We start from the raw sequence: 25247 nt of genomic DNA, 5'->3' as shown, positions 1-25247 counted from the left end.
GGTGATGGGGCGATACACACCAGCAAGTGACATCGACGCAGGGGGAGGAAGGAAGGACAGGCCTCGGGTATTCCCTATTCGACTGCCCATGCAGCGATTGCCAAAAGCGGACAAGCGCGGGCACATCGCGGACATAAAGTAGCGCCGAGAATGAGGTCACGTGCTTTGCCCATTGCCCACGCGTGGGCGAGACGTGGCGCATCGACCCGACAGTCACCTTGAGGATCAAGAACGCAATGATGGAACTCGACAATCTGATCGGCGGCCGGCTCTGCAAGCCGGTGTCCGCCAGCTTTTTCGACAAGCTCGCGCCCGCTACCGGTCAGCGCTTGGCGCGGGTGCCGGCATCGAACCACGAGGACGTCGATCGCGCAGTGAAAGCGGCCCATACGGCGCTGCGCGAAGGCGCCTGGGCGAATGCGGGAGGCGCCGCGCGGGCGCGCTGGCTGCATCGTCTAGCCGATCTGATCGAGCGCGACAGCGAGACGTTGCAAACGTTGCTTGCTAACGAGCAAGGACGGCCGCTTATCGAAATGCGGATGATGGATGTGCCGATGAGCATCGACGTGCTCCGCTATTTCGCGGGCTGGGCGGACAAGCTAGAGGGCCGCACGATCCCCACCGACGGCTTCATGGGCCGCACGACGCTGAACTACACGAAGCGCATGCCTGTTGGCGTGGCCGCACAGATCATCCCGTGGAACGCACCGCTCATGATTGCGGTATGGAAGCTGGCACCGGCGCTGGCCGCCGGTTGCACCGTCGTGATCAAACCCTCCGAAGACGCCCCCGTCGCAGTCGCTCGGCTCGGCGAGCTGGCGCGCGAAGCCGGCATTCCGGATGGCGTGGTCAACATCGTCCACGGCGTGGGCTCCGAAGTCGGGCCTGCGCTCGTCGCGCATCCTCTCGTCAGCAAAATCAGTTTTACCGGCAGCACCGACGTCGGGCGCGCCATCGCATGCGAAGCCGCGAAGAGCTTCAAGCGCGTCACGCTCGAACTGGGCGGCAAAGCGGCGCAGATCGTCTTCGGCGACGCCGATCTGGATCAGGTCGTCCCCGCGCTGCTGCTCGGCATGTTCGTCAATCAAGGGCAGACCTGTGCGGCAGGCTCGAGAGTGCTCGTGCATCGCTCACTGGCGCAGGCCGTGGAAACGCGGCTTGCCGAAGCCGCCCGCGGCATGCATGTCGGCCCCCCGTCGGACCCGTCGTCGCAGATGGGCGCACTGATCAATCAGCGTCATCTTGCGCGCGTGCGCGCCCATGTCGACGGCGCTATCGCCGAAGGCGCGATCCGCCTGGCGGGCGATGAAGCCGTGCCGGAACACGGCTATTTCATGCGGCCGACGGTGCTCGGCGGCGTGCATCCGCGCATGCGGATCGCCAGCGAGGAAGTGTTCGGGCCTGTCGGCATGGTCATACCGTTCGACAGCGAAGACGAAGCGATTCGCATCGCCAACGATACGTTGTATGGCTTGTCCGCCTCGCTGTGGACGCAAGACCTCGCTACCGCCCACCGCGTGGCCGACCGGCTCGAGGTGGGCGCCGTTGCAATCAACTGCTGGAGCCCGCTCGATGCGCGTCTGCCCTGGGGCGGCATCAAGCACAGCGGCATCGGACGAGATCTTTCTCGAGCGGCGCTCGAGTCCTATCTCGAGGAAAAAGTGATTACCGCCGCGCTGTAACGCGCATTGTTTAGCCGCAGCTCCTTTCAAGAACTTCGTGAGCGATACACCATGAACTATCAACAGCGTCAAAAACGTTTCTGGCATCCGATGAGTTCGGCCGCCGCCGGCCACACCACCCCGACCGTCGTGATCGCGCAAGGAGATGGCAACTATGTCGTCGACGTCGAAGGACACCGCATGCTCGACGGTGTCGGCGGGCTATGGAACGTCAACGTCGGCCACAACAGGCCGGAAGTCAAAGCCGCCATCGCGCGCCAGATGGACGTGCTTTCTTATTACCAAACGTTCGACGGCGTGGCGCATCCGCTCGTCTATGATCTCGCCGATCGCCTCTGCGCCATGTTCGAGCAAGAAGACATGCAGCGCGTCATGTTCGGCAGCGGCGGTTCAGATGCTTGCGAAACGGCGCTGAAAATGGCGCGTCAATATTGGGTTGCCGCGGGCGAGCCCTCACGCACGAAATTTCTTTCGCTGCGCAACGGCTACCATGGCGTGCATATGGGAGGCACGTCGGTCGGCGGGAACGGCGTCTATCACTATAACCACGGCCCCCTTCTGCCCGGTTGCATCCTGCTCGACACGCCTTGGCTCTATCGCAATCCTTGGGACTGCGAGGATGCGGAGGAACTCGTCGCGCATTGCATCCGGCAATTGGAAGACACGATCGCATTCCACGGCCCGCAAACCATCGCCGCGTTCATCGCGGAACCGGTGCAAGGCGCGGGTGGGCTCATCGTTCCGCCGGCCACCTATTGGCGCCGTGTCCGCGATGTCTGCGACAGGAACGGTATCTTGCTGATCGCCGACGAAGTGGTCACCGGGTTCGGCCGCACCGGCTGCATGCTCGGCAGCCGCGGCTGGGGCGTGGCGCCCGACATCCTGTGCTTGGCCAAGGGAATCTCCGCGGGCTATGTCCCGCTCGGCGCGACGATGTACAACCGGCGTATCGCCGAAGCGATCGAGCATGGCAGCGGTTTCTCGCACATGGTGATGCACGGCTATACGTATAGCGGTCACCCGCTTGCCTGCGCGGCGTCGCTGGCCGTGCTCGATATCGTCGAATCCGAGGATTTGCCCGGCAACGCAGGCCGCGTCGGCCAGCACTTGCTCGAGCAGCTGCAGCCGCTTGAGCAGCAATTCGAGACCGTTGGGGACGTGCGCGGGAAAGGCTTGATGCTGGCGCTCGATCTCGTGACGGACAAAGCGAGCCGAACCCCGCTCAATCCGATGGAAGGGTTCGCCGCGCGCGTGGCCGATGCGGCGCGTCGGCGCGGTGTGCTGGTGCGCGCCATCGCCAATAAAGTGGTGATGTCGCCGCCGCTCACGCTGAAGTTGGAAGAGGCGGACATGATGGCGCTGGCGCTGCGCGAAGCGCTGCACGAGTGCTGTTGACAGGTGTTTTTGCGTTAGGTACACACGGACGTTCGGGCGAGCGTTCGTGTGCCGCTCCCGGCACGCTCGATCGTTGAGGATGAGGCACCAAGATGGCAATCCATATCGCGCATGATGCGACAGACAAATACCCGCTCGTCGTTCGCCTTCTCCACTGGGCAAGAGCGATCTTGATCTTCGGCCAGCTTTGGATGGGCTGGACCATGGTGAGGTTGAGCGACGACCTCCCCGCCAAATTCGACTGGTACTATCCCACGCACAAGCAGTTCGGGATTCTGACGCTCCTGCTCGTTCTCGTTCAGCTCGCGATCCGCTCGCGCACGACGCTGCCGCCTCCACCGGCGGGCCTTGCCCACTGGGAAAAGAAGTGCGCCAAGGCGGCGCACTACCTGCTTTACGCCTTGGCCATCGTCGTGCCTTTAATGGGTTACTCGATGTCGAGCACGTTCACCCAAAGCGACGGCGTGCCATTTTTCTTCATGCGTCTGCCGGAAGTGCTGCCCAAGAACGATAACTGGTTCAAGGTGTTCCAGTGGTTGCACAAAACGTTGGCGTATACGTTATTAGCGCTCGTCGTCTTTCATATCCTTGGCGCGCTGAAGCATCGCTTTCTCGACAAGGATCGGGACAACGACGTTTTGCGGCGGATGTTGTGAAACGGGATTAAACACAACGCCCGAGAACATCGTCGACCGACACCTCGCACAGCATGCGCCGAAGATTTGGCGTCGTGGGATCGGGAGCGTGCTGATGCCGGCCTTCTCGAGCCCTTCGAAAGATCGAAGTGTAGGTCGGCACGCGCATGCTACCGACTTCGCAGCCCGGCATCACGCAGCCGCAAGGTCGTCAAATCGTTGCGGCAGATGGTAAGCATCGCCCCATAGCTCGTCGAATCGGCGCAGCATCACGCTCACATTCAGCGGTTGCCGCATACGGGTCTCCTCGTCGAGACCAATATATCGCGCTTCCTTTTCCAGAGCGCGGCCGCATTCTCGAATATTGGCACGTCCGGCGACTCCCGATCGGTGCGGTGTCGTGAACGACAGTCATCGACCCTGGACGGCCAATCGCTCCCCGACGACCGTCAGACCGCTTTCGAAGCCGGAGCAGACGGTCATGCGCTAGCGTTGATGTATCGTCCCGCTCGACCAGATTCAGAGCATTTGCTCCGGTTGCGTTGGACCATCTGCCGTCCTCAGACGTGTACCTCAACGGCACAGCGACCGCTTTATGCCTACCGGGAATGAGTGTTATCGACGGCGCCTGCCTTCTTCGAAAAGGCGCCGACCTTCATCATTTGCACACCGTCAACCAACAGGAGCAAAACGATGAGCAACTTCCAAACCTACACAATCGATAACGCACCGGCCGCTTCGAAGTCCAGTCTCGAAGACACTAAACGCGCCTTTGGTTTCGTCCCCAACCTGCAGGCGCATATGGCGGAGTCGCCCGCGCTGCTCGCCGGTTACTCGGCGCTGTGGGATCTGTTCTCGAAGAGCACGCTGACACCGCACGAACAGCAGGTCGTCTATCTGACTTCCAACTTCGAAAACAACTGCCACTACTGCATGGCCGGTCACAGCACGCTGGCAAAGATGATCAAGATGGACGCAGGCGTGATCGCCGCGCTGCGTGCCGGCACGCCGCTGCCCGATGCAAAGCTCGAAGCGCTGCATCGCTTCACGACCCTGGTCGTGCGTGAGCGTGGCTTCGTTCCGGAAGCCGATGTCGACGCGTTTATCGCCGCTGGCTACACCCGTGAGAACGTCCTCGAAGTGATTCTGGGCGTAGCAACCAAGGTGATGAGCAACTACACGAACCACATCGTCCACACCGAACTCGACGGCTTCATGGCCGGTAACGAGTGGACCAAACCGGTCGCCGTCGCTGCCGCCTAAGCCGTCTCCGGGCGCCCTCGCGGCTCCCGTTCCACCCCATATCGAAGCTCACCGAGGAACCGCCATGTCCACGTTCGACCGCTACAAAGACGCCTACTCCAACGCCAGACTGGCCCGTACGCCGGACGGCGTGCTCGAAGTCCGTTTCCATACCGACGGCGCGAAGCTCGTCTTCAATGGCCATACGCATGAGCAGTTCACCGACATGTTTCATCAGATCGGCGAAGACCCGGATAACCGCGTCGTCATCCTGACAGGTAGCGGCGACGCATTCATGGACGCGATCTCGCCGGAAGGCTTCGATTTCTTTACGCCACGTGGCTACGACAAGATATTCCGTGAAGGCCGCAAGATCCTGATGAATATTCTGGATGTCGAAGTGCCGATGATCGCCGCGCTGAACGGTCCGGTGCTGTTGCATTCGGAATACGTCCTGCTATGCGACATCGTGGTGGCGACACCCGAGACGGTGTTTCAGGACATGCCACATGCCGTGTTCGGCATCGCTCCCAACGATGGCGTCCATCTGCTGTGGCCGGAAATGATCGGCAGCATTCGCGGCCGGTATTTCGTGCTCACGCAGCAAAAGCTCGGGGCCGAGGAAGCAAGATCGCTGGGCGTAGTCAACGAGATCGTGCCTGCGGATCAGTTGCTGGAACGTGCGCACGCAATTGCCGCAACGATCGCAAAGCAGCCGCCGCTCACCACCAAATACACGCGCATCGGACTGACGCAGCGTCTGCGTCGCGTGATCGACGAGGGCATCGGCTATGGCCTGGCGCTCGAAGGGATCACTGCGGCCGAAGTGGCCCGCGTTGCAGCCGCGCAGAACGCTGTCTGAATATGCGGCCACCCGCTTCCTCATTTCGCTATTCCCTCAAGGAGAACGCTCATGTCACTGCAAGACAAACTCGATGCATTCCGGGCCGATTTCAAGGCAGGCAAACCACCGTTCAACGCACCGCCGGAGATTCATCCGGTAATGGAACGTGCTACGGCAGAACTGATAGCAAGCGGACAGGCGGGCCGCGCGATCAAGGCCGGCGACCGCGCGCCGCATTTCAACCTGAAGGATCAGGACGGCAACGACGTATCTTCTGCTGCTTTGCTGGTGAAGGGGCCGCTGGTGGTGACGTTCTATCGCGGCGTCTGGTGCCCGTACTGCAATATCGAATTGCAGGCGATCAACGAAGTGCTGCCGAAGATTCAGGCTTATGGCGCGAACGTCGTGGCAATCTCTCCGCAAACGCCGGTCAACAGCCGTAAATCGGTGCGCACCAATGAACTCGGTTTTCCGGTGCTGAGCGACGTGGTTGGCCAGACGGGCGCCGACTTCGGATTGCGATTCGCGTTGCCCGACTATCTGGTCGAGTTGTACAAGAACCTGAAGAACGATCTGCCGGCATTCAACAACGACCCCAGCTGGACTTTGCCGATGCCCGCACGTTACGTCATCGGACAGGACGGCATCGTGCTGTATTCGGAGGTCAACCCGGATTACACGCGTCGTCCGGACCCATCGGACATGTTTCCGGTTCTGGAAAAAGCAACGGCCAACGCCTGAGCCCTGCCGCTCAACGCCAGCCAATTGCCACCTGCGCCGGAGAACCCGGCGCGGCTTTTCTATCCCTTCCAGTTCGTAAAGGACATTTGATGACACAGCGTACATTTCTCGTAACCGGCGCGACCAAAGGTATTGGCCTTGCACTAACAGAACGGCTGATCGCCGATGGCCACCACGTGGTGGGCCTCGCGCGTGACGCAAGCGACTTTCCGGGCGAACTGGTCCGCGTCGATCTGGCCGATCGTGCCGCAACCGGCGCGGTACTCGATGACCTCGTTCGCCGCCATGCGTTCGATGGTGTGGTGAACAACGTCGCGCTGGTCAGACCGCAGCCTCTGGGTGAAGTCGCGTTAAACGATCTGGACGACGTTCTCGCGCTGAATCTTCATCCTGCGGTGCAGACCGTGCAGGCCCTGCTTCCCGGTATGCGTACACGCGGCTGGGGACGGGTCGTGAACATTTCCAGCCTGACGATTCTGGGCATGACGCAGCGCACGGCCTATGCCGCAGCGAAAGCAGCGTTGGTGAGCTTTGCGCGTTCGTGGGCGCTGGAACTCGCGGGCACGGGTATTACGGTGAACGCGGTCGCGCCGGGTCCGACCGAGACCGCACTGTTTCGCGCGAACAATCCGCCGGGCAGCGACGGCGAGAGGCGTTATCTGTCCGCGGTGCCGATGGGGCGCTTCGGCCAGCCGCATGAAATTGCCGCGACGATTGCGTTTCTGCTATCCGACGCGGCTGCTTTCATGACCGGCCAGACGCTTTATGTCGACGGCGGCGCATCAATCGGAAAGGTCGCTTTCTGAGGCCATGCCGTCGGTGCCGCTGCCAGCGGCACCAAGGATCTCTTCAACGAAGGCGACGAACGCTCGCGCCTTCGCACTCATCAGTCGTCCGGCGGGAAACACCGCCCACAGGTCGATCGAGGGCAATTCCCAGTCCGTGAGTACCGCTTGAACCGTGCCATCGGCAAGTTCGGGCGAGAACATCCATTCCGATGCGATCGCGAGACCTATGCCGCCGAGCACCGTCGTGCGGATGCCTTCGGCGGCGCTCACACTGACGCGTCCAGACACGACAACGGCCACTTCCTTGCCTTGCTGGCTGAATGCCCACGACTCGCCACCGCCTCGCAACGAATACACGATCACCTGATGCTGACTGAGGTCCGCAGGCGTTTTCGGCGCGCCCGCTTCGGCGAGATACGCAGGCGTTCCAACGACCAGTCGGCGGCTTTGTGCAATGCGCCGTGCCGTCATCGTCGAATCATCGAGAGAACCCATGCGCAGTGCAACGTCCACACCCATTTCGAGCAGGTCGATGGTTCGATCGTCCAGCACGATATCGATCTGCAGGTTCGGGTGTCGGTCAAGAAACGTCTTGAGCGCAGGCAGGATATGCAGGCGCGCGAAGGTCACGGCGGCACTGATGCGCAGCACGCCGGATAGCCCGGTCGACGCGTCGCGCGCGACATGCTCGGCAAGCTCTACTTCTTCGATTGCGCGCCTCGCGTGCTCGTAGAAGCGCTGCCCCGCATCGGTGGGGGTCAGGCCGCGTGTCGAGCGCAACAGCAGTCGTACGCCGAGCCGCTCCTCAAGTTGCGCAATCGACTTCGATACGGCCGGTTGCCCGAGTTTGAGCCGCTTCGCGGCTGCCGAAAACGAGCCCGCCTCCACAACGCTGATGTACGTTTCCATTGCTGCCATCCGGTCCATGAAGTCGCTTCTCCTTGAAGGACCGTAAAGTCCGTGTTGTAGCCGAGATGTGTGTTCAGCCAGAAGTCTATCGCGCCAGAACATGGCCGATGAAGTCAGTGGTGTTAGCGGCCTTTGCATCGACATCGCAATCAGAATCCGAAAAAGCAAAACGACCCCGCACAGGCGATCCTGCGTCGGAGCCGTCAGCAACGCTCGCTTCTGTTTCAGATAACCGGCGCCGCGCTGTGGAAGGAATAATCGGTGTAGCCGCGCGCATCACCGCCATAGAACGTCGAGCGGTCGTAACGGTTCAGCGGCGCGCCGATACGCAGCCGCTCAGGCAGATCCGGATTGGAGATAAACAGACGCCCGAAGGCGACGAGATCGGCGTCGCCTGCCTCGATGATGCGATGCGCGCTATCCGCAGTAAAACCGCCCGCCGCGATGAGTGTGCCTTTGAACACTTGCCTCAAATCTTTCGCGGAGACCGCCGAGGCCGCTGCGGCGACGTCATCGTTACCGCGCACACGCGGCTCGACTACGTGCAGATACGCGAGCCCATAGCCATTCAGACGACTGGCGACATAGCCGAACGTGGCACGCGGATCGCTATCGGAATTCCTCGATTACGCCGGGAATCTCATCAAGTGCGAGTGCACGCGGGACGACCTGTTCGACTTCGACAACCTGGCCGCTTTCGTCGTGGATTGCCGAGTGTTCATAGGCGCGGATGGCAGAAGGCGCGACCGGCACTTCTCCGCCGATGTTGGCGGGATGCGCCTGTCGTCCCGCGTGCCACAGTTGCAGGAAGATTCGTCCGCCTTCCGCGTGGACGGCGTTCGTGACGCGTCTCCAGCCGCGCGCGTGTGCATCAGTGTAGATGCCCGGTGCGCCCACATAGGCGAAGCCGAGCGGAGAGACGGACGTCGCATCCGAAATCAGCAAGCCGCCCGACGAAGCGCGCTGCGCGTAGTAATCGACCATCAGATCGCCGGGGACGTTGTGCGCATCGGTGCGCATCCGTGTGAGCGGGGCCATGACGACACGGTGACTGACCGGATAAGGACCGACCTGAGTCTGGGTGAAGAGCATGTTCATTGCGCGTTACCTGAAAAATGAAAAGACCTTCCGATTCTCAGGGCAAGCGTGGGTCTGCAGAAGACCGCACCGAGTGATAGCTGCCATTCCTGCGCGGAATAGCGAAAAGCATGAGTCACCGGGCGTCGTGAGCCATTCCTTGCAGGAATAGCGCTTATCACTTCGGCCGGACTTCACCGATGGTCAAATCCCGCGCAAAGTTCGTCTCACGTCAGGCAGTTACCTCTCCCAAAGGATCACACCCATGTACCACGTTCATGCATTCGCTACGCCCAATTCCGTCAAGGTGCCGATCGCACTCGAAGAGCTCGGAATCGACTACACGCTGCATGCCGTCAACGTTCGAAAGGGCGAGCAGAAGAGCGAAGCATTTCTCGCATTGAATGCCAATGGTAAAGTGCCCGTGCTGACCACCGGGGACCGTAGTTTCACACTGACGGAGTCAGCGGCCATCCTTGTCTATCTCGCCGAGACGCACGGCAAGCTGCTCTCGCAAGACCCGTTGCGGCGGGCGCGTACGTTCGAACAGCTCTTCGTCCATGGGTCGGGCCTGAGCCCGGCCTTCGGGCAAGCGGGGTACTTCCTCAAGTTTGCACCGGACCCGATGCCACACGCCATCGAGCGCTTCTCGAGCGAAGCAAATCGTCAATTGAAGCTGCTCGACGCGATTCTTGCCAGGCAGCCATTCGTCGCGGGCGATGAATATTCCATCGCGGATATCGCTCACTTTGGATGGATATGGCGACGTGCCTTTCCGGACCTGACGCTTGACGAGGCGCCGCATGTGCAACGCTGGTACGACGCGATGCTTGCCAGACCGGCAGTCACGAAGGCAATCGGGAAACTCGAACGGCTTGCGAACGCGAACGCGTGATGCGCTTCACGCATGTCGACCGGCAGGAAATCGCACGCCGATCAACTGCTCACTGATCGTCCACAACCGACGGGCCAGGTCCGGGCCGACTGCCCAAGGCGCAGACCGGCCTTGCTACGATCGGACACGGCCAGAGACGCGATATCGCCGCGTGGCGAAATGTCCGCTCCCGAAAGTGGACCGGCCGTTCGGCGTCCCAGCGGATGCTCATACAAACGTCCGAAATTGGCCGACTAGCGCCCGACGACCGAGCCCGGCGATCGCCGCAGGCGCTGCCTCTCATGCACAAGGCACAAAGCGACCCGTTGCGGTCCGTCACTCGCACCCAAAGCGGTCACTCAAGAATTTGTGCCGTATTTGCCGTTGTTGGCTACGCGTTCACATTCCCGCAGGCTCGGAAGGCTTCACCCGGGCCGCCAGCGCATACCCGACGCTTCGCGTGGCGTGCCCGTTCTTCGTTTTCGACGTCATGCGTGGAGACCAAATCGCTACGCTTGCTGCACGACATGCGCCAATCGCCAACGACGGCTTCGAGGTCAGCCGCGTACTGCGGTGGCCCAACTACGGTTGACTTATTCCTCTCCCGACCATGCCCAGAATCTCTGCCGGTACCTCCGACCGGATCGACCACTACTCATCCGACCAGATCAATCCGATCCAGATACACCAAGAAAACCGGCAAGGCAGTGTCACGCCGGCAACACGCCAGGTCTTCTCTCTCGAGCTCAAGTCGTATCGCGACGAACACGGCGAACCCGTCGTCCGCGAGGGGCTCGTCTGCAGCGAATCGCGCCCGCGGCGGTTGGCGATCTTGACCGCGAACGTCGACCGCCGGCTCGAGCCCCGCGCAGGCGAGGACGCATTGCCAATGACCCCTCGTCTATCGGCGCAGTTCGAGGCGATATCGAATCGCCGCCGCGGACTGACCCAGGCGGATCTAAATTCGTACGAGGGTTTCGACGACGATCATAGGGGTCTGCTTACCGACCCCCGAATCACTTTCCTCTCGGCCGCGGATACCAGCCTCCAGACAAACGTGTCGCACGTGAGGTATGGCGACATCCAGACATTGGTCGTCCCACCGGGCGTCGACCTAAAGCTCGGCACAACGGGGGTTGCCGATTGCCTCGCCTGCGGACTTAGGGCGCCGTCTGCTCGCCAACCAGGGCACACCATACTCATACTCGCTCATTTCACGGGTACCGACCCGGACACTGGCGAATATTTGAGCCCGCGCCAATTGCTCGACAAGATGACGGCGAAGGCGATTGAATGCGGAGCCTGGCGCTACGCCGAGATCATGGTGGCTGGCGGCTTGCGTGCACGGGGCAACAGCAGTGCCAATCGCCTGGGGGATGAGGAAGACTTCCTGGACCTAAAGAGTCAATACCCGATCGTCGCCGCACGCGTCCAGGCGAGCTCTGTCGATCTCAATTCGGACAAGGACACCATTGCGCGCATCACCGATGATGACCACTCGTCGTCCGTCAATGTGGTCTTCTCGACCAGAGATTTCATGTGTTCCCGCGCGCCGTTGTACGAAGACTGACTTTTTCATCTCGGACCGAAGTGATCGGGTAACCCCCCCGCCTTGGCAAGTTCGAGGAGAACAAAGAAGCCGACCGTTGCGAGCATCGCCTGCCCGGCGATCGAGAAGCTTAGCGGCGCCATGAATACGCCGTTCGTCGTCAGCGCAACGGCAAGCCCAACATCGAGGACGGAGGACGTAATAAGCCATCGTCCCGGTCGCGTTCGCTCCGATTGCCGCCGTTCGCGAGCGGCATAGACGATGGCCTGGCTCCCGAGCACGAGCGTAAGAAACGCCAGGCTGCGCAATGGCTCAACGGGCATACCGTCATGAACATAGGCGACGGCGATGACCCCCGTGCTGAACGCCAATTGGCCGAGGCCGTAAAGCGCCGCTGCGCGCGTGACGCGAGCAATGTCCCAAGAGGTCGGCCGACTCGACGGCGCTACGCGGTCCGTCGTCAATGCCATCGTGATGAAATCGCCTGTCACGAGCAGCAGCGCCATCAGCATCGGCGTGAGCAACGCTTGCCCAGTCAGCAGCACGCCGGCGGCAAGAAAAAGCACGAGTTGAAATTTCTTGGCTAGCGCATTCGTTGCATACGTGGTGAGTCGCTCGAATGCGCGCCGCCCCTCAAGGATCGCCGTTACGATGCCGTTCAAGCCGGGCTGCGTGAGAACCATGGCCGCGGCCTTTTTCGCCGCGTCGGTAGCCGTCGCAACGGCGATTCCCGCTTGAGCCTGACGCAGCGCGGGCGCATCGTTGACGCCGTCTCCGCACATGGCTACCACGTGACCAGTGTCCTGAAACGCCTTGATCAAATGAAACTTGTCTTCGGGAAATACTTCGGCGAACACATCGAAGTCGTCGCGCGCGCGCTGCGTTTTCCAAAGCGCCGGTGTGGTGACGCGCGCGCCGAGCCCGACCTGCGCTGCCACCACCGCGGCCGTCGGCGCGGCATCCCCGGTGACCATCACGGGCCGAACGCCGAGCGCGCGCAAGCGGGCGAGCAGCGGTGCGGAATCGGGCCGCGGCGGATCGCCGAGGCCGATGAAACCAATGACGTTCGGGTGCCCCTGCGCTTCACCGCATGCGACGGCGAGCACACGTAGTCCTTCCCGGCTGAGGACCTCGGCCTGCGCGTTCGGCGCGCCTTCGCCGCTCGTCACGACGGCGACCGCCGACGGCGCGCCCTTCAGAACGCGCAGCGTTCTTCCGTTGACGGTTTCGATCCGCGCTTCCGAGGTTCGGCTGCCGGGGTCGAATGGTATGAATGCGGTCACTCTCGCATCGGCGAGAAGTGGCGAGGGCCGTTGCGCACTGGCCTGCCGGATAGCGGCGTCGACGGCGTCGAGCGAGCCGTCCGCGCTCGCCAGTGCCGCGTAAGCGAGGACATCGCTTTCGCTCAACTGAGGCGATGCCGAGCGAACCGTCTGGACGCGCACGGTATTGGCCGTGAGCGTGCCGGTCTTGTCGACGCATAGCACGTCGACCGCTGCCGCCTCGTGCAAGGCCGACAGGCGCGTGAGCAGCACGCCCTCGCGCGCGAGTCGCTGCGCGCCGAGCGCCCCCGCGAGCGTGAACGTCGCGGGTAACGCCACCGGAATCGACGCGAGCACAGCGGTTAGAACAAGCGGGAGCGTTTGACTGAGCAGCATGCCGTCCATATGCACATAAACGACGAGCCCCGCGACGACGGCCGCGTTGAAGACGGCCAAATTGCGCACGACCGCTTCGACAGCGCGCTGTTCGGTGCTTTCACTGCTGGCGATTTTGACCAATTCGGCCGTGCGGCCGAAATAGGTACGTGACCCGGTGGCGGTGACCACGCCCGTCGCACTCCCGCGGCGCACAAGTGCACCCGCATAGGCCTGCGAACCGGCGCCCCCTTCGATCGGTACCGACTCCCCCGTAAGCATGGACTGATCGAGCAGCACGGAACCCGTCAGGATCCGCAGGTCGGCCGGTACGACGCAACCTAGCGATAGCTGCACTAAGTCTCCGACCACGATGTCCGCGGAGGGAATCCGGGACCAGGCGCCGTCGCGATGTACCGATGCCATAGGAGCGAGCTTTTGCTTCAACGCATCCAGCACCCCCGTTGCACGCTCTTCCTGAACGAGCCCGAGTACGACATTGAAAACGAGCAGCGCACCGATGAGGAGCGCTTCGAGCAGCTCACCGGTGATGAGCTGCAGCCCGATGGCCGCCTCCAGCATCCACGGTATCGGAGCCCAGAATCGCACCGCGATGCGTTTTATCAACGGGTCGCGCGGCTCGGCCACCTCATTTGCGCCATCCGTCGATAATCGCCTGGCAGCTTCCGCGGTGCTTAGGCCTTGCAGCGCTTGCGCCGCGAACGTCGAATCCATGGCGGTCTACTCCCTTAACCGACGAACTATCGCCGACGAAACCGGATCGCTGATTGACCGGCATCAATTCGAAGGAGATTCGACAGATGAACAATAGCGGCATCGACACGCGGTAGATCGTCTGCGTCTTGCTGGGCTGCGCTCGTTGCATGGCTGATCTTGGGCATGTTCGATGCGCGCTCGTTCACGACTTGGAGGCTCGGCCATGACCTACTATTTTGCAAAAACGCTCGACGCATCGTTCGACGACGCCCTCGCGCGAACGGTGGACTCGCTCAAGAGCGAAGGATTCGGCGTGCTGTCGGACATCGACGTCCAACATGCGCTCAAGGCAAAAATAGGCGTGGATTTCCGCCGCTATCGCATTCTCGGGGCGTGCAATCCCGCGCTGGCACACCAGGCTCTTCAAACAGAGGACAAAATAGGCACGATGTTGCCCTGCAACGTTGTCGTACAAGAAATCCAGCCCGGTCGAGTCGAAGTAGCGGCGGTCGATCCGATCGCATCGATGCAAGGCATCTCGAACGCTGCGTTGGCGGGCATTGCGGAGCAAGCTCGTGCGAGCTTAAAAAAGGTCGTCGACCGGCTGTAGTCGGTACGCGAGCGCTAACGCATTGGTCTCGAGCACGCGCTCGATGTCCCACTCGTCATTTATCTCGGAGAGGCGAACTTCGATCAAGCGCGTAGCTTTTGGACTTGCTCGTCGGCCTCGAGAAGTTTATCTGCGTGCGGGCCAGCCGCGTCGATTAGCCCCGTCGGTGCGGACTGGAGAACGCTCCAAAACGATATATACTGTTTATACCGTTTATCAATCGAGAGGGGATTATGAGCGAAGCCAGCATCCGCAATCCTGCAAAGAAGGTCGTTCGCATTCCCAAGAATGCAAACGGCCATGCGAATGTTGACGGCAAGCAGGCGCATGAAGCAACGGCGCCGACCGCCGAAGTCGCCGTTACGAAACCGGCTCCGGCCAAGGTCGCAAAACAGAAGCGTGCCATAGCCACCGAGCCGACGTCAGTTGCGCCCACCGCTGAGGTGAAAGCGAAGCGCGCGAAGAAAGAAAAGGTCGTGCGCGACAGCTTCACCATGCCGAAATCCGACTACGAAAAAATCGCAGCACTGAAGCAGAAGTGTCTTGATGCAGGCGTTTCGGTGAAAAAGAGCGAAATACTGCGGGCCGGCCTGCTCCTGCTCGAATCGACCACGCCCAAGCGGCTGCTGGCAGCGATTTCTGCGGTCGAAACAGTCAAGACAGGTCGACCGGCGAAATCGTAGCGGGATGACTTCCCCGCCGGACGCGGCAAGCGCGCTTCCCTACGTTGCACGCCGGTTTTGCACCGGCAGCCGCACGGAACGGGGCTTCGTATAAACCACCGCAGCCGACCGGTAAGGGCACATTGCCGCGTCGCGCGCGTACCGCGCTCGACCCGTATTGTCTCCAGAGTCGCCCACCAGTGACGCCCAATCACTGCGCGCCGAAGACGCCGGTGCTCGCGAGCCTCGCCGAGGACGCCGGCACCACTGTTACCGAGGCACGCCTTTTGACGGTGAGGCGGCGTTTCTTCGCGCAGGCGGCCGACGCAACCGCCTGGACAGACCCGCGCCCCGTGTCCCAGTTCGCCCCCAAGCCGACATAGACCGCTCCCAAAACCGAACGTCGAATCCGAGCGAAGCCGGCATTCAGGAAGTTAGCGCGCCTACTTCAGAATCGCTGCGCTTTCTGAATTCCTCGCCGACGACACGCATGCTTTCCTCGACTGCGGGATATCCGCGATAAGGAAGGAGGTTTAGCAGCGTTTCGACGATTTCCGCCTGGGTCGCGCCCGCCGTCAGCGCCGCATTCGCATGGACCCGCAGCGGCGTCTCGGTCGCTTTGCTTCCCACCGCGGCGAGCGCCGAGCATGCGGCAAGCTCGCGCGTTTTCGCGTCGAGCCCGGCGCGGTTGAAGATGTCGCCATAGGAGTGCTCGACGATCGCGCGACCGATATCTGGGGCCAGGTCGTTAAAGCTGTTGACCACGGCCTCACCCGCCTGGGCAGAAGTCTTGGCGAGTGTCGCCAATCCGCGTTCGCTGCGAGCCTTGCGAGGTTCAGAGACGATTGCATTCGCGCTTACCCAGCCGCCTGCCCCTTCTTTCTCTTTTTGCTCCGGCTTCGTGAAGACGGCGTTCGCAACCCCAAAGGCATTGAGAGCGCTCGGGAACCCGGCATAGACAGCCAGTTGCATCAGGGCTTCGGTGATCTCGGTGCGGGACAGGCCCGACTTGAGCCCGGCTTCGATATGAAGGCGGAGCAGATCGCTACGATTGCCGGCTGCCGCGAGCATCGAGATGATCGCGATCTGTCTTGCCTTTGGATTGAGTCCTTCGCGACCGAAGATCTCACCGAACGCAAACTCGACCGACCAACGAGCGAGTTCGGGTGAAGTGCTTTCCAGCTTTTCCATGTACGCCTCCGGATTGGCCATCAAGCCGTCGAGCACCTCGAGACCCCGCTGATATCGCGCAGTGCCATCGTCGGACACTGGGGCTATCGGATCGAAAACTAGACCGCGCTCCCGAAAGATCTCGCGAACGATGCCCACGGCGTCGATCGCGACCGGAAACCCCAGGATAGCAATCGCCTGAAACAGCATTTCGACCAATTCTGCCGGCTCGCCGCCGGCATTGAGGAAGCCGGTCATGTGATATTTCAGTTGCGGTTGCACGCTGCCATGGGCCATCAGCGCGGCAACGGTGGCGATCTGGCGAAGGCGCAGATCCAGCCCCGGCCGCGACAGGATGTCTCCGTAGGCAAATTCAACCGTGAATCGTGCCAAATCCGGAGCAACCTGCGCCAGACGGTGGACTGGGATATCGTAGCCCGCGCCACCGATCCTCTTCAGCACCTCTATACCCCGGGAATAACGTTCGGCACTGGTTCCGGCAGCCGAAACGCCCAAGCGGGCCGTCATGCCTGTCTGATCCGTAGATCCGATCATCTGTGTTTTGCCTTCGGCCGCTGCCGGCGTTCCGGCTGCGGTGATCCTCTGCGGAAAGTCCTTACGCTTGCCCGTATCCATGGCTGATTTGCTCCTTCTCGAAGTCAGTGGAACGGAGCATACGGGCAGGAAGATGCAATGGGCAAAGACCAAATTCGTGATACCTTTTCTGCATGAGGATACGAATCGATCTGCGCCAGTTGGAGTGCTTCGTCGCAGTGGCGGAGGAAGGCACCTTCCGCGCCGCGGCCGAACGACTGCACATGTCACAACCGCCTCTAAGTCGCCAAATCAAACAGCTCGAGAGCGAACTCGGGGTGACATTGCTCAATCGCGATTCGGCGGGCGCGGAACTTACGACGGCGGGCAGCGCACTCCTGAAAGGGGCCAGGAAGACGCTGCTTCAGGCCGCAGAGGCGATCGAAATCGCACGACGGCATTCAAAGGGAACGCCCCGGCAGCTCAGGGTCGGTTATACCAAGGTCTTCGACCCGGAGGTCTTTCCTTCCCTCGAGCCCGCCTTCAAGAAAGCGGTTCCTGACGGGTCGCTTGTTTTCGTTGCCGCCATTTCCGTCGAGCTTATCCGGCGCCTAAAGCGTGGCGCGCTCGATGTCGCCTTGATCGGACTGCCCAGCGCAACAGGGGAGTTGGTGGTTGAACCGCTGCACAAAGAGCCGCTGGTCGCGGTCATCCCCGCACGGCATCCGCTCGCGCGACACAGAGTCCTGTCGATCGCGCAGTTGTATGACCAACCCCTGTTCTGGCCGCAGCGCCGAACAAATCCCGGATTCTTCGATCACTACGAGGAAGTGTTCGCGAAGCTCGGACATGCGCCGAGCCGCAGACTGACGGAACCCGCGGATCACCACCTCCTGCTGGCCGAAGTGGCGAGCGGACGAGGCATCGGCTTCATACCGAAGTCGATGACGAAGGTGCGGCGCGCCGGTGCGACTTTCAGGCCGCTCAAGGAAAGGGAATTCTGGATCGGATTTGGCCTCGCCTACAGGAATGCGCAACACGCATCAGAGTTGGATGCGTTGTTACGCATCGCGCGGCACCATACGGCGTTGCTCCCTCCGGGCATGGAATAGCCGCGGCCGTGCCGTTCGTCCCGTGGCGCTTCTGGCGCTGTGACGGAGCCCAGTGGACCGCCTAGGAAAACCGTGTGCCGGAAAGGAAGACGTCGTGTGCTGGGTAAGAGGACCCCTGAAAGCCTCGCTGAACTTGTAGTCGGGGGGGGCAACAGAATCGGCCGAATTGCGCCGTTGCCGTCCCGATAGTCGCGCGAACAACGTGCTTCGACGATATCGTCAGTCGAACCCAATGGAGCAGCGGGCGCGTCCTTCGCTGCAAATGAGTGGGTTCGCGCCAGCGCGCGCGGGGCGATACTCCTTGTCTTTTCGCGGGCGCCGAGCCCTGGGACGTATGGAGTCGCCCGCCATCTGTTCCCAAGACTGGCTTTATTCTCCCAAGACGGGCTTTATTCCATCGGATCAAAATGATCCGAGAGAATAAAGTCCGTCAAAGGGACAGACTACAACTTCTTGAATCAAAAGACTCTCGCCCAACGCTGTGCTCGAATGCAAAGTCCGTCATGACCCGCGCAAACCAAGGTTTCGCGATCCTGCCGCGGAATAAAGTCCGTCATGCGGTGTTTTAGGCGGCCCAAGATGGCTATACCAGGGCCCTGTGCGGCTCCGGCTGCTTGCTTTGATGGGCAAGGTTCTGGCTTCGAAGTGGTCATAGTTTCCGCACCTTGGGTGCAGGTCGGATAAGGCCACCGCAGAGGCAGCGTGAAGCAGCAGGCGGCCAAGAATTACCGTTTGCCACCCAATTCTCAAAGACGCATGAACGGCGGCTACGTTCGCGTTTACGGTCATCAGACGCTCTAGATCAAGCCGATATATAGTCGAGCACGCCGTGCATCAGGGTTTGCAATGTTGCATAGCGGGATTCAGCCGAAGACCGAATCTGGCTTTCCGATTGCACATATCGCCCGCTTACCAGGTCGGACTTGCAATGGTCCAGCATGCGAGCCACGCTGTCGCGCGTCACTTCCAAATGGAATTGCAGGCCGAGCACACGTGAACCCAGTTGAAATGCCTGGTTCGTACAAGAAGCGCTGCGAGCCAGATTGACCGCGTGCGCGGGAAGGTCGAACGTTTCGCCATGCCAATGAAATACTTCGGCGTGATCGGGAAGCCGGAATGCCGACGTTTCGCGCGACGTGCCGGACACGGCGTGCCATCCTATCTCTTTCTCGTCAGCAGGATAGACCTTCGCGCCTTTTGCCGCCGCGATCAGTTGCGCGCCGAGACAAGTACCCAACACGCCGATTCCGCGGTCGATCGCCGCTGCGATAAGGCGTTTCTCGGGTGCGAGCCAAGGCAGGGTAGCTTCGTCATTGACGCTCATCGGGCCACCGAGCGCGATGAGCAAGTCGATATCGTCCAAGTCGGAAAGGTCGGGAAGTGCCGGGGATTCATACAGGCGGCTAAAGCTCACCTGCGCGTCACGTTCGCGCAACCACGTTTCCATGTTGCCCAACCCTTCAAACGACGCGTGCTGCAGTACATGAACCTTCATGTCTCATCTCTTCATCAAAATGTGTTCGAAATCCTTGAGCGCTGCGGCAGCTGTGGCGAGCGGGCTGGTCCGACAGATCGCAATGATTTCTCCCATGGCGTCGGTCCGAACGCTGATCGCCTTCATCTTCGCGCCGACCTGCGCGAATGGATGATCCTCGGGATAGGTCCGAAGCGCGACGGCGGCGCTCACGCCGTGTTCGCCGAGAACGATTTCCCCGATGAGTTTCGGCACCACGCCGGCTGCTTTCCAGCCGTCGACATCGCCCCGCGTGATCTGGTCGATCCCTTGGCGCTCGACCTTGCTCAACGTAATGTTCGCATCGAACATCGCGTTGGCGATCAACGTGGTCTTGCAGGCAGTGTCCCAGCCTTCCAGGTCGAAACGGGGATCGGGCTCCGCCATGCCGAGTTGCTGCGCTTGCGCTACGGCATCCGGCAACGCGACGCCGTCCATCATCTGGCTCAGCACGTAGTTGGTGGTGGCGGTGAAGATGCCCTCGACCCTGAACACGCGGCATCCAGCGAGGTTGTGCTCAAGGAGATCGATCGTGGGAAGCGCTGCGGCCGTCGCGCCACTGAATTTCAACGCGACGCCGTTGGCGGCTGCGAGCGCGCGCAGTCCCGGGAGATCGAAGATCAGCGCGCCCTTGGAAATTGCGATGGCGTTCAGGCCGCGCGACAGTGCGCTGCGAATGTACACGTAAGCAGCGCCGCCTGTTTCAAAGTCTGTCGGACCGGCATCGATCAGCACATGCGCGTTGGTCTGTTCGATGAATTCCGCGCCAGTCAAACCGGCTTGCAGTGCTTCCCGCGCCGGCCCAGATGGTCCAGGTAGACCTTCGGGCACATACAGGCCCGCGCGTGAACCGCAGACGGCGGTCAGACGCACGTCCGCGCCGTAGCGCTGGGCGTAGTGGGCCTGTCGCTGCAACAGCAAACTGGCGACCGTTCGGCCAATCGCACCGAAGCCAGTAATCGCGACATTCCATCGTTGCATAACGTTTCTCCGTTGGCCCTACTTCGCGAACAGCATGTCGAGGTTAGCGAACGACTTGAATTCAAGCGCGTTACCGCTCGGATCCAAAAAGAACATGGTGGCCTGTTCGCCAGGTTCGCCCTTGAAGCGAATGTACGGCTCGATCACGAACCGCGTGCCGGCGGCCTTCAGTTTGTCGGCGAGCGAGGTCCATTGCGGCATCGTCAGGAGCGCGCCGAAATGGCGCACGGGCACGCCGTGTCCATCGACGGCATTAGTCGAGCTCAGGCCCGCTTCACGCGGTGCGAGATGCGCGACGATTTGATGACCATAGAGATCGAAATCCACCCAATCGGGCGCACTGCGGCCTTCGCGACAGCCAAGCAGGCCGCCGTAGAACGCTCGCGCAGCCTCGATGCTATGGACCGGAAACGCGATGTGGAATGGCAGGAGCGGAGAATTCATGACGATGGAGACTTCCAGAGGTTGACGGAAAGATGCGCTTCATCGAGCGTCTGGGATACATGCTATACACAACAACAGTGGATGAATAACGATATATTTATGCTCTGAGAATCAGATTCATCGATCAATAAAATCATGCTGAAAGAACTCAAAACGTTTCTCGCCGTCGTGCGTCACGGTACTTTCGCTCGCGCTGGTGGGCAGATCGGATTGACACAATCGGCTGTCAGCGCGCAGATCCAGCGTCTGGAAGATGAACTCGGCTTCGCCCTGTTCGACCGCACCGGCCGCTCCGCCAACCTCAACGCGGCAGGCAAGCGTACTTTTGAAGTCGCACAGGAATTGTTCGAGGTGTATGCGCGCCTCGCTACGCAGGGCGCAGCGAGCGAGAGTCGGGGGCTTTTGCGGGTCGGCGCGATCACGTCGGTGCAGAGTTCGTTGCTGGTCGATGCGATCCAGCGGTTCCGCGCCGCGTCACCCGGCTGGCGGATACGCGTGTCGCCTGGAGTGTCGCTGAATCTGCTCGCACAGGTCGACTCTGGCGAACTCGATCTTGCGGTGATCATCAAGCCTCCATTTGCATTGCCATCCGAACTGAAATGGCACTTGCTCGCCAGCGAGGCCTTCGTGCTGCTAGTGCCGCGCAAGCTTGCGCAAGAACCGTGGCGCGCGCTGCTCGCTCGTGAGCCATTGATCCGGTATGACCGCAATTCGTTCGGCGGGCGACTCGTGGACCGATTTCTTAAACGAATGCGGATCAACGTGGACGATGTGGTGGAGTTGGACGAACTGCAGGGTATCGTCGGGCTGGTGACGGCAGGCGTAGGCATTGCCATCGTCCCTCGCGCGGCGACGCTTCACATCCCGTCGAGCGTGCGAACGCTCACACTTGGCGACGACACGTTTTACCGCGAGGTAGGGATCGTCGAGCGTAAGACAGCCAATCAGCAGGGCGCCGCTCATGAATTCGCCGCATACTTACGCGCGACGGTGATTCGCCGGACACTTTAAGCGGCCAATGCGCGGACACTCGCGTAGGCGCGCGAACGGAGGCAAAGCGACCAGAAGCGGTCATTGGTGCGCAGCTTGGTCGGATGACAACTACGGGCCGAGTCACGCCTTTTGCATGAGCGCGGCTTCGGAGGAAAATCGCCACGTTCAATCGTCCGGCACTACCCGGCCACTTGCGGTGTTCGACCGCGCTCTCGGGCGGACATTCGAACGTCAGTTCCACTTAGCTATGAGACTTTGGGCCGCCAAAGAACGGAACCGCGTCCATTCCCGCCCACTGCCCGGTACCACGAACGACGATGGCGTCGACGGCTGACATAGTGAAATCAGGCGCGTCGTCCGCCGATGTGGGGATGCGGAACGCTGTTCCAGGCAACGCGCGATTGATGTCTGCCAAGGGCGTCGGTGAGTTACCGATTACTTCATTCCTACACATCCGGCGCATACCATTCGCTAAGCAATCGCTCATAGATCTCAGTGCATTGCAGTATTCGCTCGACACTTACCCACTCATCAGTCTGGTGCGCACAAGAAGGTTCACCCGGACCGATGATTGCGGCAGGCACATCACCGAACAGCCCACGAAGGACGGGTCCATCGCTGAAGTAAGCGACGGTCGTTTGATTCGTCGAGACCCCGCTGACCGTTGCAACGATGTCCCTTGCCTGGCGTAACCAGGCGTTATCCATTGCGTTCAGCAGCGGCGGCACATCAACGCGCGCGCGCAAAGTGACCTTGTTTCCCAGATAGACACCAAGATCGTCCAGCAGCGTGGCGTGGTCCAAGCCGCCGACCGTTCGGACATCGATCGAAAACGATGCGCGGTCGGGAACCGAGTTAACGTTGAGGCCACCCGAGATCGTACCGACGTTGAAGCTCGGCTTGCCAAGCAATGGATCGCCGGGCGTCCGAAAGTCGAACGTCCGCAGTCGCTGCACAGCATCGGCAGCGTGGTAGATGGCGTTTTCTCCCAATTCCGGCATAGCGCCGTGTGCCGTCCTACCGAAACTTTGTGCATCGATCCAGAGCGCGCCCTTATGGCCAATCGCGCATTGATTCCCAGTAGGCTCTCCGACGATCATCGCGCCAACGCGATGCATCGACCAGTCCAGTTCCGCAAGTCGTTTAGCGCCATCGCACCCGGTTTCTTCGCCTGCAGTCAGCACAAGCAACACGCGAGGCAGTGCCTCGTGACGATCGCGATATCGTTTCAGCGCCGCGATGAAGGCCGCAATGCCGCTCTTCATATCCGACGCCCCTCTTCCGAATAGTCTGTCGCCATCGATGTGTCCGCTTGTCGGATCGCAGCGCCAAGCAGCACCGCCGAAAGGCACCGTGTCGAGGTGCCCGGTGAAACAGAGCCGCGGCTCCGGTCCGGCGGAATCGTAAGCGACCAGGTTGGCTCTTCCGGGCTCGAATTCGTGGATGAATGTTTGTAGGCCGAGGGAATCCAATAGCAACTGAATGGTGCGCGCGAGTTCCAGTTCGTTGCCCGGGGGATTGACCGTTTGCGCCCGCACCATGAGTTGTGTCAGGCGAATCGGATCGAAGATCTCATTTTTCATGCTTCGCTCTCTATGTGAAATCTCAGACGTACGGATGAGGCAAGTTCACCGCAGGGGTTTTGGCTACCATTTTTGTCCCAGCATCGGATAGACTATGTATTAACATCCTTGGCGGTCGCCACTTCGGGCGGCGCAGCGCATCTCCGTCAACCTGAAGTCAACAGAGAGGAATTCGTGGACGACTTTGTCATTGACCTCGAAAGCATCGCAGTGTCCGAAGGCAAGACCGACGCCATTCGGCGCGGGATAGAACGCGCAATCATCGAAGAACGGCTGAAGCCGGGAGACACGCTTCCCACAGTGCGAGCCCTCGCAGACGAGCTCGGCATCAATAAGAACACCGTAGCAGCTGCTTACCGGCAGCTTCGAGACAGTGGCCTGATCTCGGCAGATGGACGTAAAGGATCGGCCGTCGCGCGCCATGCGTTGCTTGCGGCTTCGCGCGAGATAGGCGGCAGCACGTTGCGGACGATGGCGGTCCGGGACGGAAACCCGGATCCATTGTTCCTGCCCGACGAGTGCGAGATACGGGACGCGATGGGCCGTATCAGCGTTGCGCATCGTCTGTACGGAGAGCAGCGCAACGATGCTGGCTTCATCGAATGGGCGCGAGCCCAGTTCGTCGAAGACAAGATCGATGCGAGTCACGGCATTTTTGTTTCCGCCGGTGCGCTCGATGCAGTCGAGCGAGCACTCACCGTGGCGAACCTGTGTCCGGGGGATTCGGTTGCAGTGGAGAACCCGGGATACATGTGCGTGCACGGACTCGTCCATGCGATGCAACTCCAGCCCATCCCGCTCGACATCGACGACAACGGAGTGACCCCCGCCAGTCTCCGCAGGGCAATCAGAGCTGGCGCGAAGGCGGTGATCGTCACCACCCGAAGCCACAATCCATCTGGTGTCGTGACCTCGCGCGCGCGCGCCGCCGAACTGAAAAAGCTCATCGACGATGGAGGCGACGTGCTGTTCATCGACGATGATCATACGAACGTGTTGCGGCTCGCGGGGTATAACCCTTGGCATATGGGGGCTCGCAGGTGGCTCACCATCCGTTCCCTTTCTAAAACGCTCGGCCCTGACTTTCGGATAGCCTATTCGACAGGCGACGCGCAGACGATTGATGAGCTCGAACAAAGACAAAACCTTGGAATGGGATGGGTCAGCAACCTGCTACAACGCTTGGTGTGTGAACTGCTCCGGACATCTTCCGTTCAACGAAAGATTGCCGCGGCAGGAGACGCATACCGCGAGCGTCATCATTTGCTAACCGCGGCACTCAAAAAGCGCGGCTTCGATGTGCGAAGCGGTGCTGGTCTGAACGTATGGATCCCAGTCTCCAACGAAGATGAAATCATCCCGCGGCTCATCGAAGCGGGCTGGCTGGTACGGTCGGGGCGTGACCTCTGTGTTGGAAAGTCCAGTGGGATTCGCGTGACCGCCGCGAGAATGACAGCGTCGACGGTCTTGGGGTTCGCTGACGCCCTCGCGACGGTGCGCAAGGCAGCGTCAACGGCCTTCACTGCTTGATACAAGAAGCCGGTCGATATAAACC

The 25247-nt window shown here is 61.0% G+C and carries 21 protein-coding genes and 2 pseudogenes; 14 read left to right on the top strand and 9 right to left on the bottom strand.

Features of this window, described 5'->3' with window-relative positions; translation table 11 throughout:
* Positions 1 to 236: 236 nt before the first annotated feature.
* From C0Z18_RS26965 to C0Z18_RS26935, 7 genes are all read left to right on the top strand, one after another.
* Positions 237 to 1682, top strand: coding sequence for an aldehyde dehydrogenase family protein (locus tag C0Z18_RS26965; protein WP_102648496.1), 1446 nt, complete (start codon positions 237 to 239; stop codon positions 1680 to 1682).
* Positions 1683 to 1733: 51 nt separating this feature from the next.
* Positions 1734 to 3077, top strand: coding sequence for an aspartate aminotransferase family protein (locus tag C0Z18_RS26960; protein WP_102648495.1), 1344 nt, complete (start codon positions 1734 to 1736; stop codon positions 3075 to 3077).
* A gap of 92 nt (positions 3078 to 3169) precedes the next feature.
* Positions 3170 to 3733 (top strand): cytochrome b, encoded by a 564-nt coding sequence (locus C0Z18_RS26955; RefSeq protein ID WP_102648494.1) that lies wholly within the window; start codon positions 3170 to 3172, stop codon positions 3731 to 3733.
* Between the two features lie 672 nt (positions 3734 to 4405).
* Positions 4406 to 4975, top strand: coding sequence for a carboxymuconolactone decarboxylase family protein (locus C0Z18_RS26950; RefSeq protein ID WP_102648493.1), 570 nt, complete (start codon positions 4406 to 4408; stop codon positions 4973 to 4975).
* Between the two features lie 64 nt (positions 4976 to 5039).
* The gene (locus C0Z18_RS26945; protein ID WP_102648492.1) at positions 5040 to 5816 is read left to right on the top strand and encodes an enoyl-CoA hydratase/isomerase family protein; all 777 of its coding nucleotides are present in this window, start codon (positions 5040 to 5042) and stop codon (positions 5814 to 5816) included.
* Positions 5817 to 5867: 51 nt separating this feature from the next.
* Positions 5868 to 6539, top strand: a complete 672-nt coding sequence (locus C0Z18_RS26940) for a peroxiredoxin-like family protein (protein ID WP_102648491.1) — start codon at positions 5868 to 5870, stop codon at positions 6537 to 6539.
* Positions 6540 to 6628: 89 nt separating this feature from the next.
* The gene (locus C0Z18_RS26935; RefSeq protein ID WP_102648490.1) at positions 6629 to 7345 is read left to right on the top strand and encodes an SDR family oxidoreductase; all 717 of its coding nucleotides are present in this window, start codon (positions 6629 to 6631) and stop codon (positions 7343 to 7345) included.
* Here the strand turns inward: C0Z18_RS26935 and C0Z18_RS26930 are convergent.
* Together C0Z18_RS26930 and C0Z18_RS26925 are read right to left on the bottom strand one after the other, a co-directional pair.
* Positions 7322 to 8254, bottom strand: a complete 933-nt coding sequence (locus C0Z18_RS26930; RefSeq protein ID WP_102648489.1) for a LysR family transcriptional regulator — start codon at positions 8252 to 8254, stop codon at positions 7322 to 7324. The two genes, C0Z18_RS26935 and C0Z18_RS26930, sit on opposite strands and share 24 nt — an antisense overlap.
* 206 nt (positions 8255 to 8460) lie before the next feature.
* Positions 8461 to 9334 (bottom strand): annotated as a pseudogene (locus C0Z18_RS26925) (oxidoreductase).
* A 244-nt stretch (positions 9335 to 9578) separates the two neighbouring features.
* Here C0Z18_RS26925 and C0Z18_RS26920 point away from each other — a divergent pair.
* Both C0Z18_RS26920 and C0Z18_RS26915 read left to right on the top strand, forming a co-directional pair.
* On the top strand, positions 9579 to 10208 hold the full coding sequence (locus C0Z18_RS26920; RefSeq protein WP_102648488.1) for a glutathione S-transferase family protein: 630 nt from the start codon (positions 9579 to 9581) through the stop codon (positions 10206 to 10208).
* A gap of 589 nt (positions 10209 to 10797) precedes the next feature.
* Positions 10798 to 11757, top strand: coding sequence for a hypothetical protein (locus C0Z18_RS26915; RefSeq protein WP_102648487.1), 960 nt, complete (start codon positions 10798 to 10800; stop codon positions 11755 to 11757).
* A 5-nt stretch (positions 11758 to 11762) separates the two neighbouring features.
* Here C0Z18_RS26915 and C0Z18_RS26910 read toward each other — a convergent pair whose 3' ends face one another.
* Positions 11763 to 14108: an HAD-IC family P-type ATPase gene (locus C0Z18_RS26910; protein ID WP_102648486.1), complete on the bottom strand. Its 2346-nt coding sequence runs from the start codon at positions 14106 to 14108 to the stop codon at positions 11763 to 11765.
* 205 nt (positions 14109 to 14313) lie between these two features.
* Here C0Z18_RS26910 and C0Z18_RS26905 point away from each other — a divergent pair, with 205 nt between their 5' ends.
* Both C0Z18_RS26905 and C0Z18_RS26900 read left to right on the top strand, forming a co-directional pair.
* Complete coding sequence (locus tag C0Z18_RS26905; protein ID WP_102648485.1) at positions 14314 to 14700, top strand: DUF302 domain-containing protein; 387 nt, start codon at positions 14314 to 14316, stop codon at positions 14698 to 14700.
* A gap of 233 nt (positions 14701 to 14933) precedes the next feature.
* Positions 14934 to 15383, top strand: coding sequence for a hypothetical protein (locus C0Z18_RS26900; RefSeq protein WP_102648484.1), 450 nt, complete (start codon positions 14934 to 14936; stop codon positions 15381 to 15383).
* A 405-nt stretch (positions 15384 to 15788) separates the two neighbouring features.
* Here the strand turns inward: C0Z18_RS26900 and C0Z18_RS26895 are convergent, their stop codons facing one another.
* Positions 15789 to 17168, bottom strand: a complete 1380-nt coding sequence (locus tag C0Z18_RS26895) for a carboxymuconolactone decarboxylase family protein (RefSeq protein WP_233217511.1) — start codon at positions 17166 to 17168, stop codon at positions 15789 to 15791.
* A gap of 92 nt (positions 17169 to 17260) precedes the next feature.
* Between C0Z18_RS26895 and C0Z18_RS26890 the strand changes: the two genes are divergently transcribed.
* Positions 17261 to 18178 (top strand): LysR family transcriptional regulator, encoded by a 918-nt coding sequence (locus C0Z18_RS26890; RefSeq protein WP_102648483.1) that lies wholly within the window; start codon positions 17261 to 17263, stop codon positions 18176 to 18178.
* An 802-nt stretch (positions 18179 to 18980) separates the two neighbouring features.
* Here the strand turns inward: C0Z18_RS26890 and C0Z18_RS26885 are convergent.
* The 3 genes from C0Z18_RS26885 to C0Z18_RS26875 are packed head-to-tail and all read right to left on the bottom strand — an operon-like array spanning position 18981 to position 21116.
* A complete protein-coding gene (locus C0Z18_RS26885) occupies positions 18981 to 19673 on the bottom strand; it encodes a type 1 glutamine amidotransferase (RefSeq protein ID WP_102648482.1) in 693 nt (230 codons plus the stop codon).
* Between the two features lie 3 nt (positions 19674 to 19676).
* Positions 19677 to 20672, bottom strand: coding sequence for a homoserine dehydrogenase (locus C0Z18_RS26880; protein ID WP_102648481.1), 996 nt, complete (start codon positions 20670 to 20672; stop codon positions 19677 to 19679).
* A gap of 18 nt (positions 20673 to 20690) precedes the next feature.
* Complete coding sequence (locus tag C0Z18_RS26875; RefSeq protein WP_102648480.1) at positions 20691 to 21116, bottom strand: VOC family protein; 426 nt, start codon at positions 21114 to 21116, stop codon at positions 20691 to 20693.
* A 135-nt stretch (positions 21117 to 21251) separates the two neighbouring features.
* On the opposite strand from C0Z18_RS26875, the gene C0Z18_RS26870 reads away from it, so the two are divergent.
* Positions 21252 to 22127 carry a LysR family transcriptional regulator gene (locus C0Z18_RS26870; RefSeq protein WP_102648479.1) on the top strand — a complete coding sequence of 292 codons (876 nt, stop codon included), beginning with the start codon at positions 21252 to 21254 and terminating at the stop codon, positions 22125 to 22127.
* Between the two features lie 247 nt (positions 22128 to 22374).
* On the opposite strand, the pseudogene C0Z18_RS33675 reads toward C0Z18_RS26870, so the two are convergent.
* Together C0Z18_RS33675 and C0Z18_RS26860 are read right to left on the bottom strand one after the other, a co-directional pair.
* Positions 22375 to 22524 (bottom strand): annotated as a pseudogene (locus tag C0Z18_RS33675) (LysR substrate-binding domain-containing protein); the annotation flags it as partial.
* 31 nt (positions 22525 to 22555) lie between these two features.
* Positions 22556 to 23692: a M20 family metallopeptidase gene (locus tag C0Z18_RS26860; protein WP_102648478.1), complete on the bottom strand. Its 1137-nt coding sequence runs from the start codon at positions 23690 to 23692 to the stop codon at positions 22556 to 22558.
* A gap of 174 nt (positions 23693 to 23866) precedes the next feature.
* Between C0Z18_RS26860 and C0Z18_RS26855 the strand changes: the two genes are divergently transcribed.
* Positions 23867 to 25222, top strand: coding sequence for an aminotransferase class I/II-fold pyridoxal phosphate-dependent enzyme (locus C0Z18_RS26855; RefSeq protein WP_158244303.1), 1356 nt, complete (start codon positions 23867 to 23869; stop codon positions 25220 to 25222).
* Positions 25223 to 25247 lie beyond the last annotated feature (25 nt).

Source organism: Trinickia dabaoshanensis (assembly GCF_002879885.1).
GTDB lineage: Bacteria > Pseudomonadota > Gammaproteobacteria > Burkholderiales > Burkholderiaceae > Trinickia > Trinickia dabaoshanensis.
Note: the sequence above shows the minus strand (reverse complement) of the source record. Positions and strands in the feature narration are given on the sequence as shown.

Coding starts and splice junctions, on each gene's coding strand:
- C0Z18_RS26875 (WP_102648480.1), bottom strand. CDS start 21,116: ATGAATTCTCCGCTCCTGCCATTCCACATCGCGTTTCCGGTCCATAGC.
- C0Z18_RS26860 (WP_102648478.1), bottom strand. CDS start 23,692: ATGAAAAATGAGATCTTCGATCCGATTCGCCTGACACAACTCATGGTG.
- C0Z18_RS26955 (WP_102648494.1), top strand. CDS start 3,170: ATGGCAATCCATATCGCGCATGATGCGACAGACAAATACCCGCTCGTC.
- C0Z18_RS26945 (WP_102648492.1), top strand. CDS start 5,040: ATGTCCACGTTCGACCGCTACAAAGACGCCTACTCCAACGCCAGACTG.
- C0Z18_RS26890 (WP_102648483.1), top strand. CDS start 17,261: ATGAGGATACGAATCGATCTGCGCCAGTTGGAGTGCTTCGTCGCAGTG.
- C0Z18_RS26900 (WP_102648484.1), top strand. CDS start 14,934: ATGAGCGAAGCCAGCATCCGCAATCCTGCAAAGAAGGTCGTTCGCATT.
- C0Z18_RS26965 (WP_102648496.1), top strand. CDS start 237: ATGATGGAACTCGACAATCTGATCGGCGGCCGGCTCTGCAAGCCGGTG.
- C0Z18_RS26895 (WP_233217511.1), bottom strand. CDS start 17,168: ATGGATACGGGCAAGCGTAAGGACTTTCCGCAGAGGATCACCGCAGCC.
- C0Z18_RS26960 (WP_102648495.1), top strand. CDS start 1,734: ATGAACTATCAACAGCGTCAAAAACGTTTCTGGCATCCGATGAGTTCG.
- C0Z18_RS26950 (WP_102648493.1), top strand. CDS start 4,406: ATGAGCAACTTCCAAACCTACACAATCGATAACGCACCGGCCGCTTCG.
- C0Z18_RS26870 (WP_102648479.1), top strand. CDS start 21,252: ATGCTGAAAGAACTCAAAACGTTTCTCGCCGTCGTGCGTCACGGTACT.
- C0Z18_RS26930 (WP_102648489.1), bottom strand. CDS start 8,254: ATGGACCGGATGGCAGCAATGGAAACGTACATCAGCGTTGTGGAGGCG.
- C0Z18_RS26915 (WP_102648487.1), top strand. CDS start 10,798: ATGCCCAGAATCTCTGCCGGTACCTCCGACCGGATCGACCACTACTCA.
- C0Z18_RS26880 (WP_102648481.1), bottom strand. CDS start 20,672: ATGCAACGATGGAATGTCGCGATTACTGGCTTCGGTGCGATTGGCCGA.
- C0Z18_RS26905 (WP_102648485.1), top strand. CDS start 14,314: ATGACCTACTATTTTGCAAAAACGCTCGACGCATCGTTCGACGACGCC.
- C0Z18_RS26910 (WP_102648486.1), bottom strand. CDS start 14,108: ATGGATTCGACGTTCGCGGCGCAAGCGCTGCAAGGCCTAAGCACCGCG.
- C0Z18_RS26940 (WP_102648491.1), top strand. CDS start 5,868: ATGTCACTGCAAGACAAACTCGATGCATTCCGGGCCGATTTCAAGGCA.
- C0Z18_RS26885 (WP_102648482.1), bottom strand. CDS start 19,673: ATGAAGGTTCATGTACTGCAGCACGCGTCGTTTGAAGGGTTGGGCAAC.
- C0Z18_RS26920 (WP_102648488.1), top strand. CDS start 9,579: ATGTACCACGTTCATGCATTCGCTACGCCCAATTCCGTCAAGGTGCCG.
- C0Z18_RS26935 (WP_102648490.1), top strand. CDS start 6,629: ATGACACAGCGTACATTTCTCGTAACCGGCGCGACCAAAGGTATTGGC.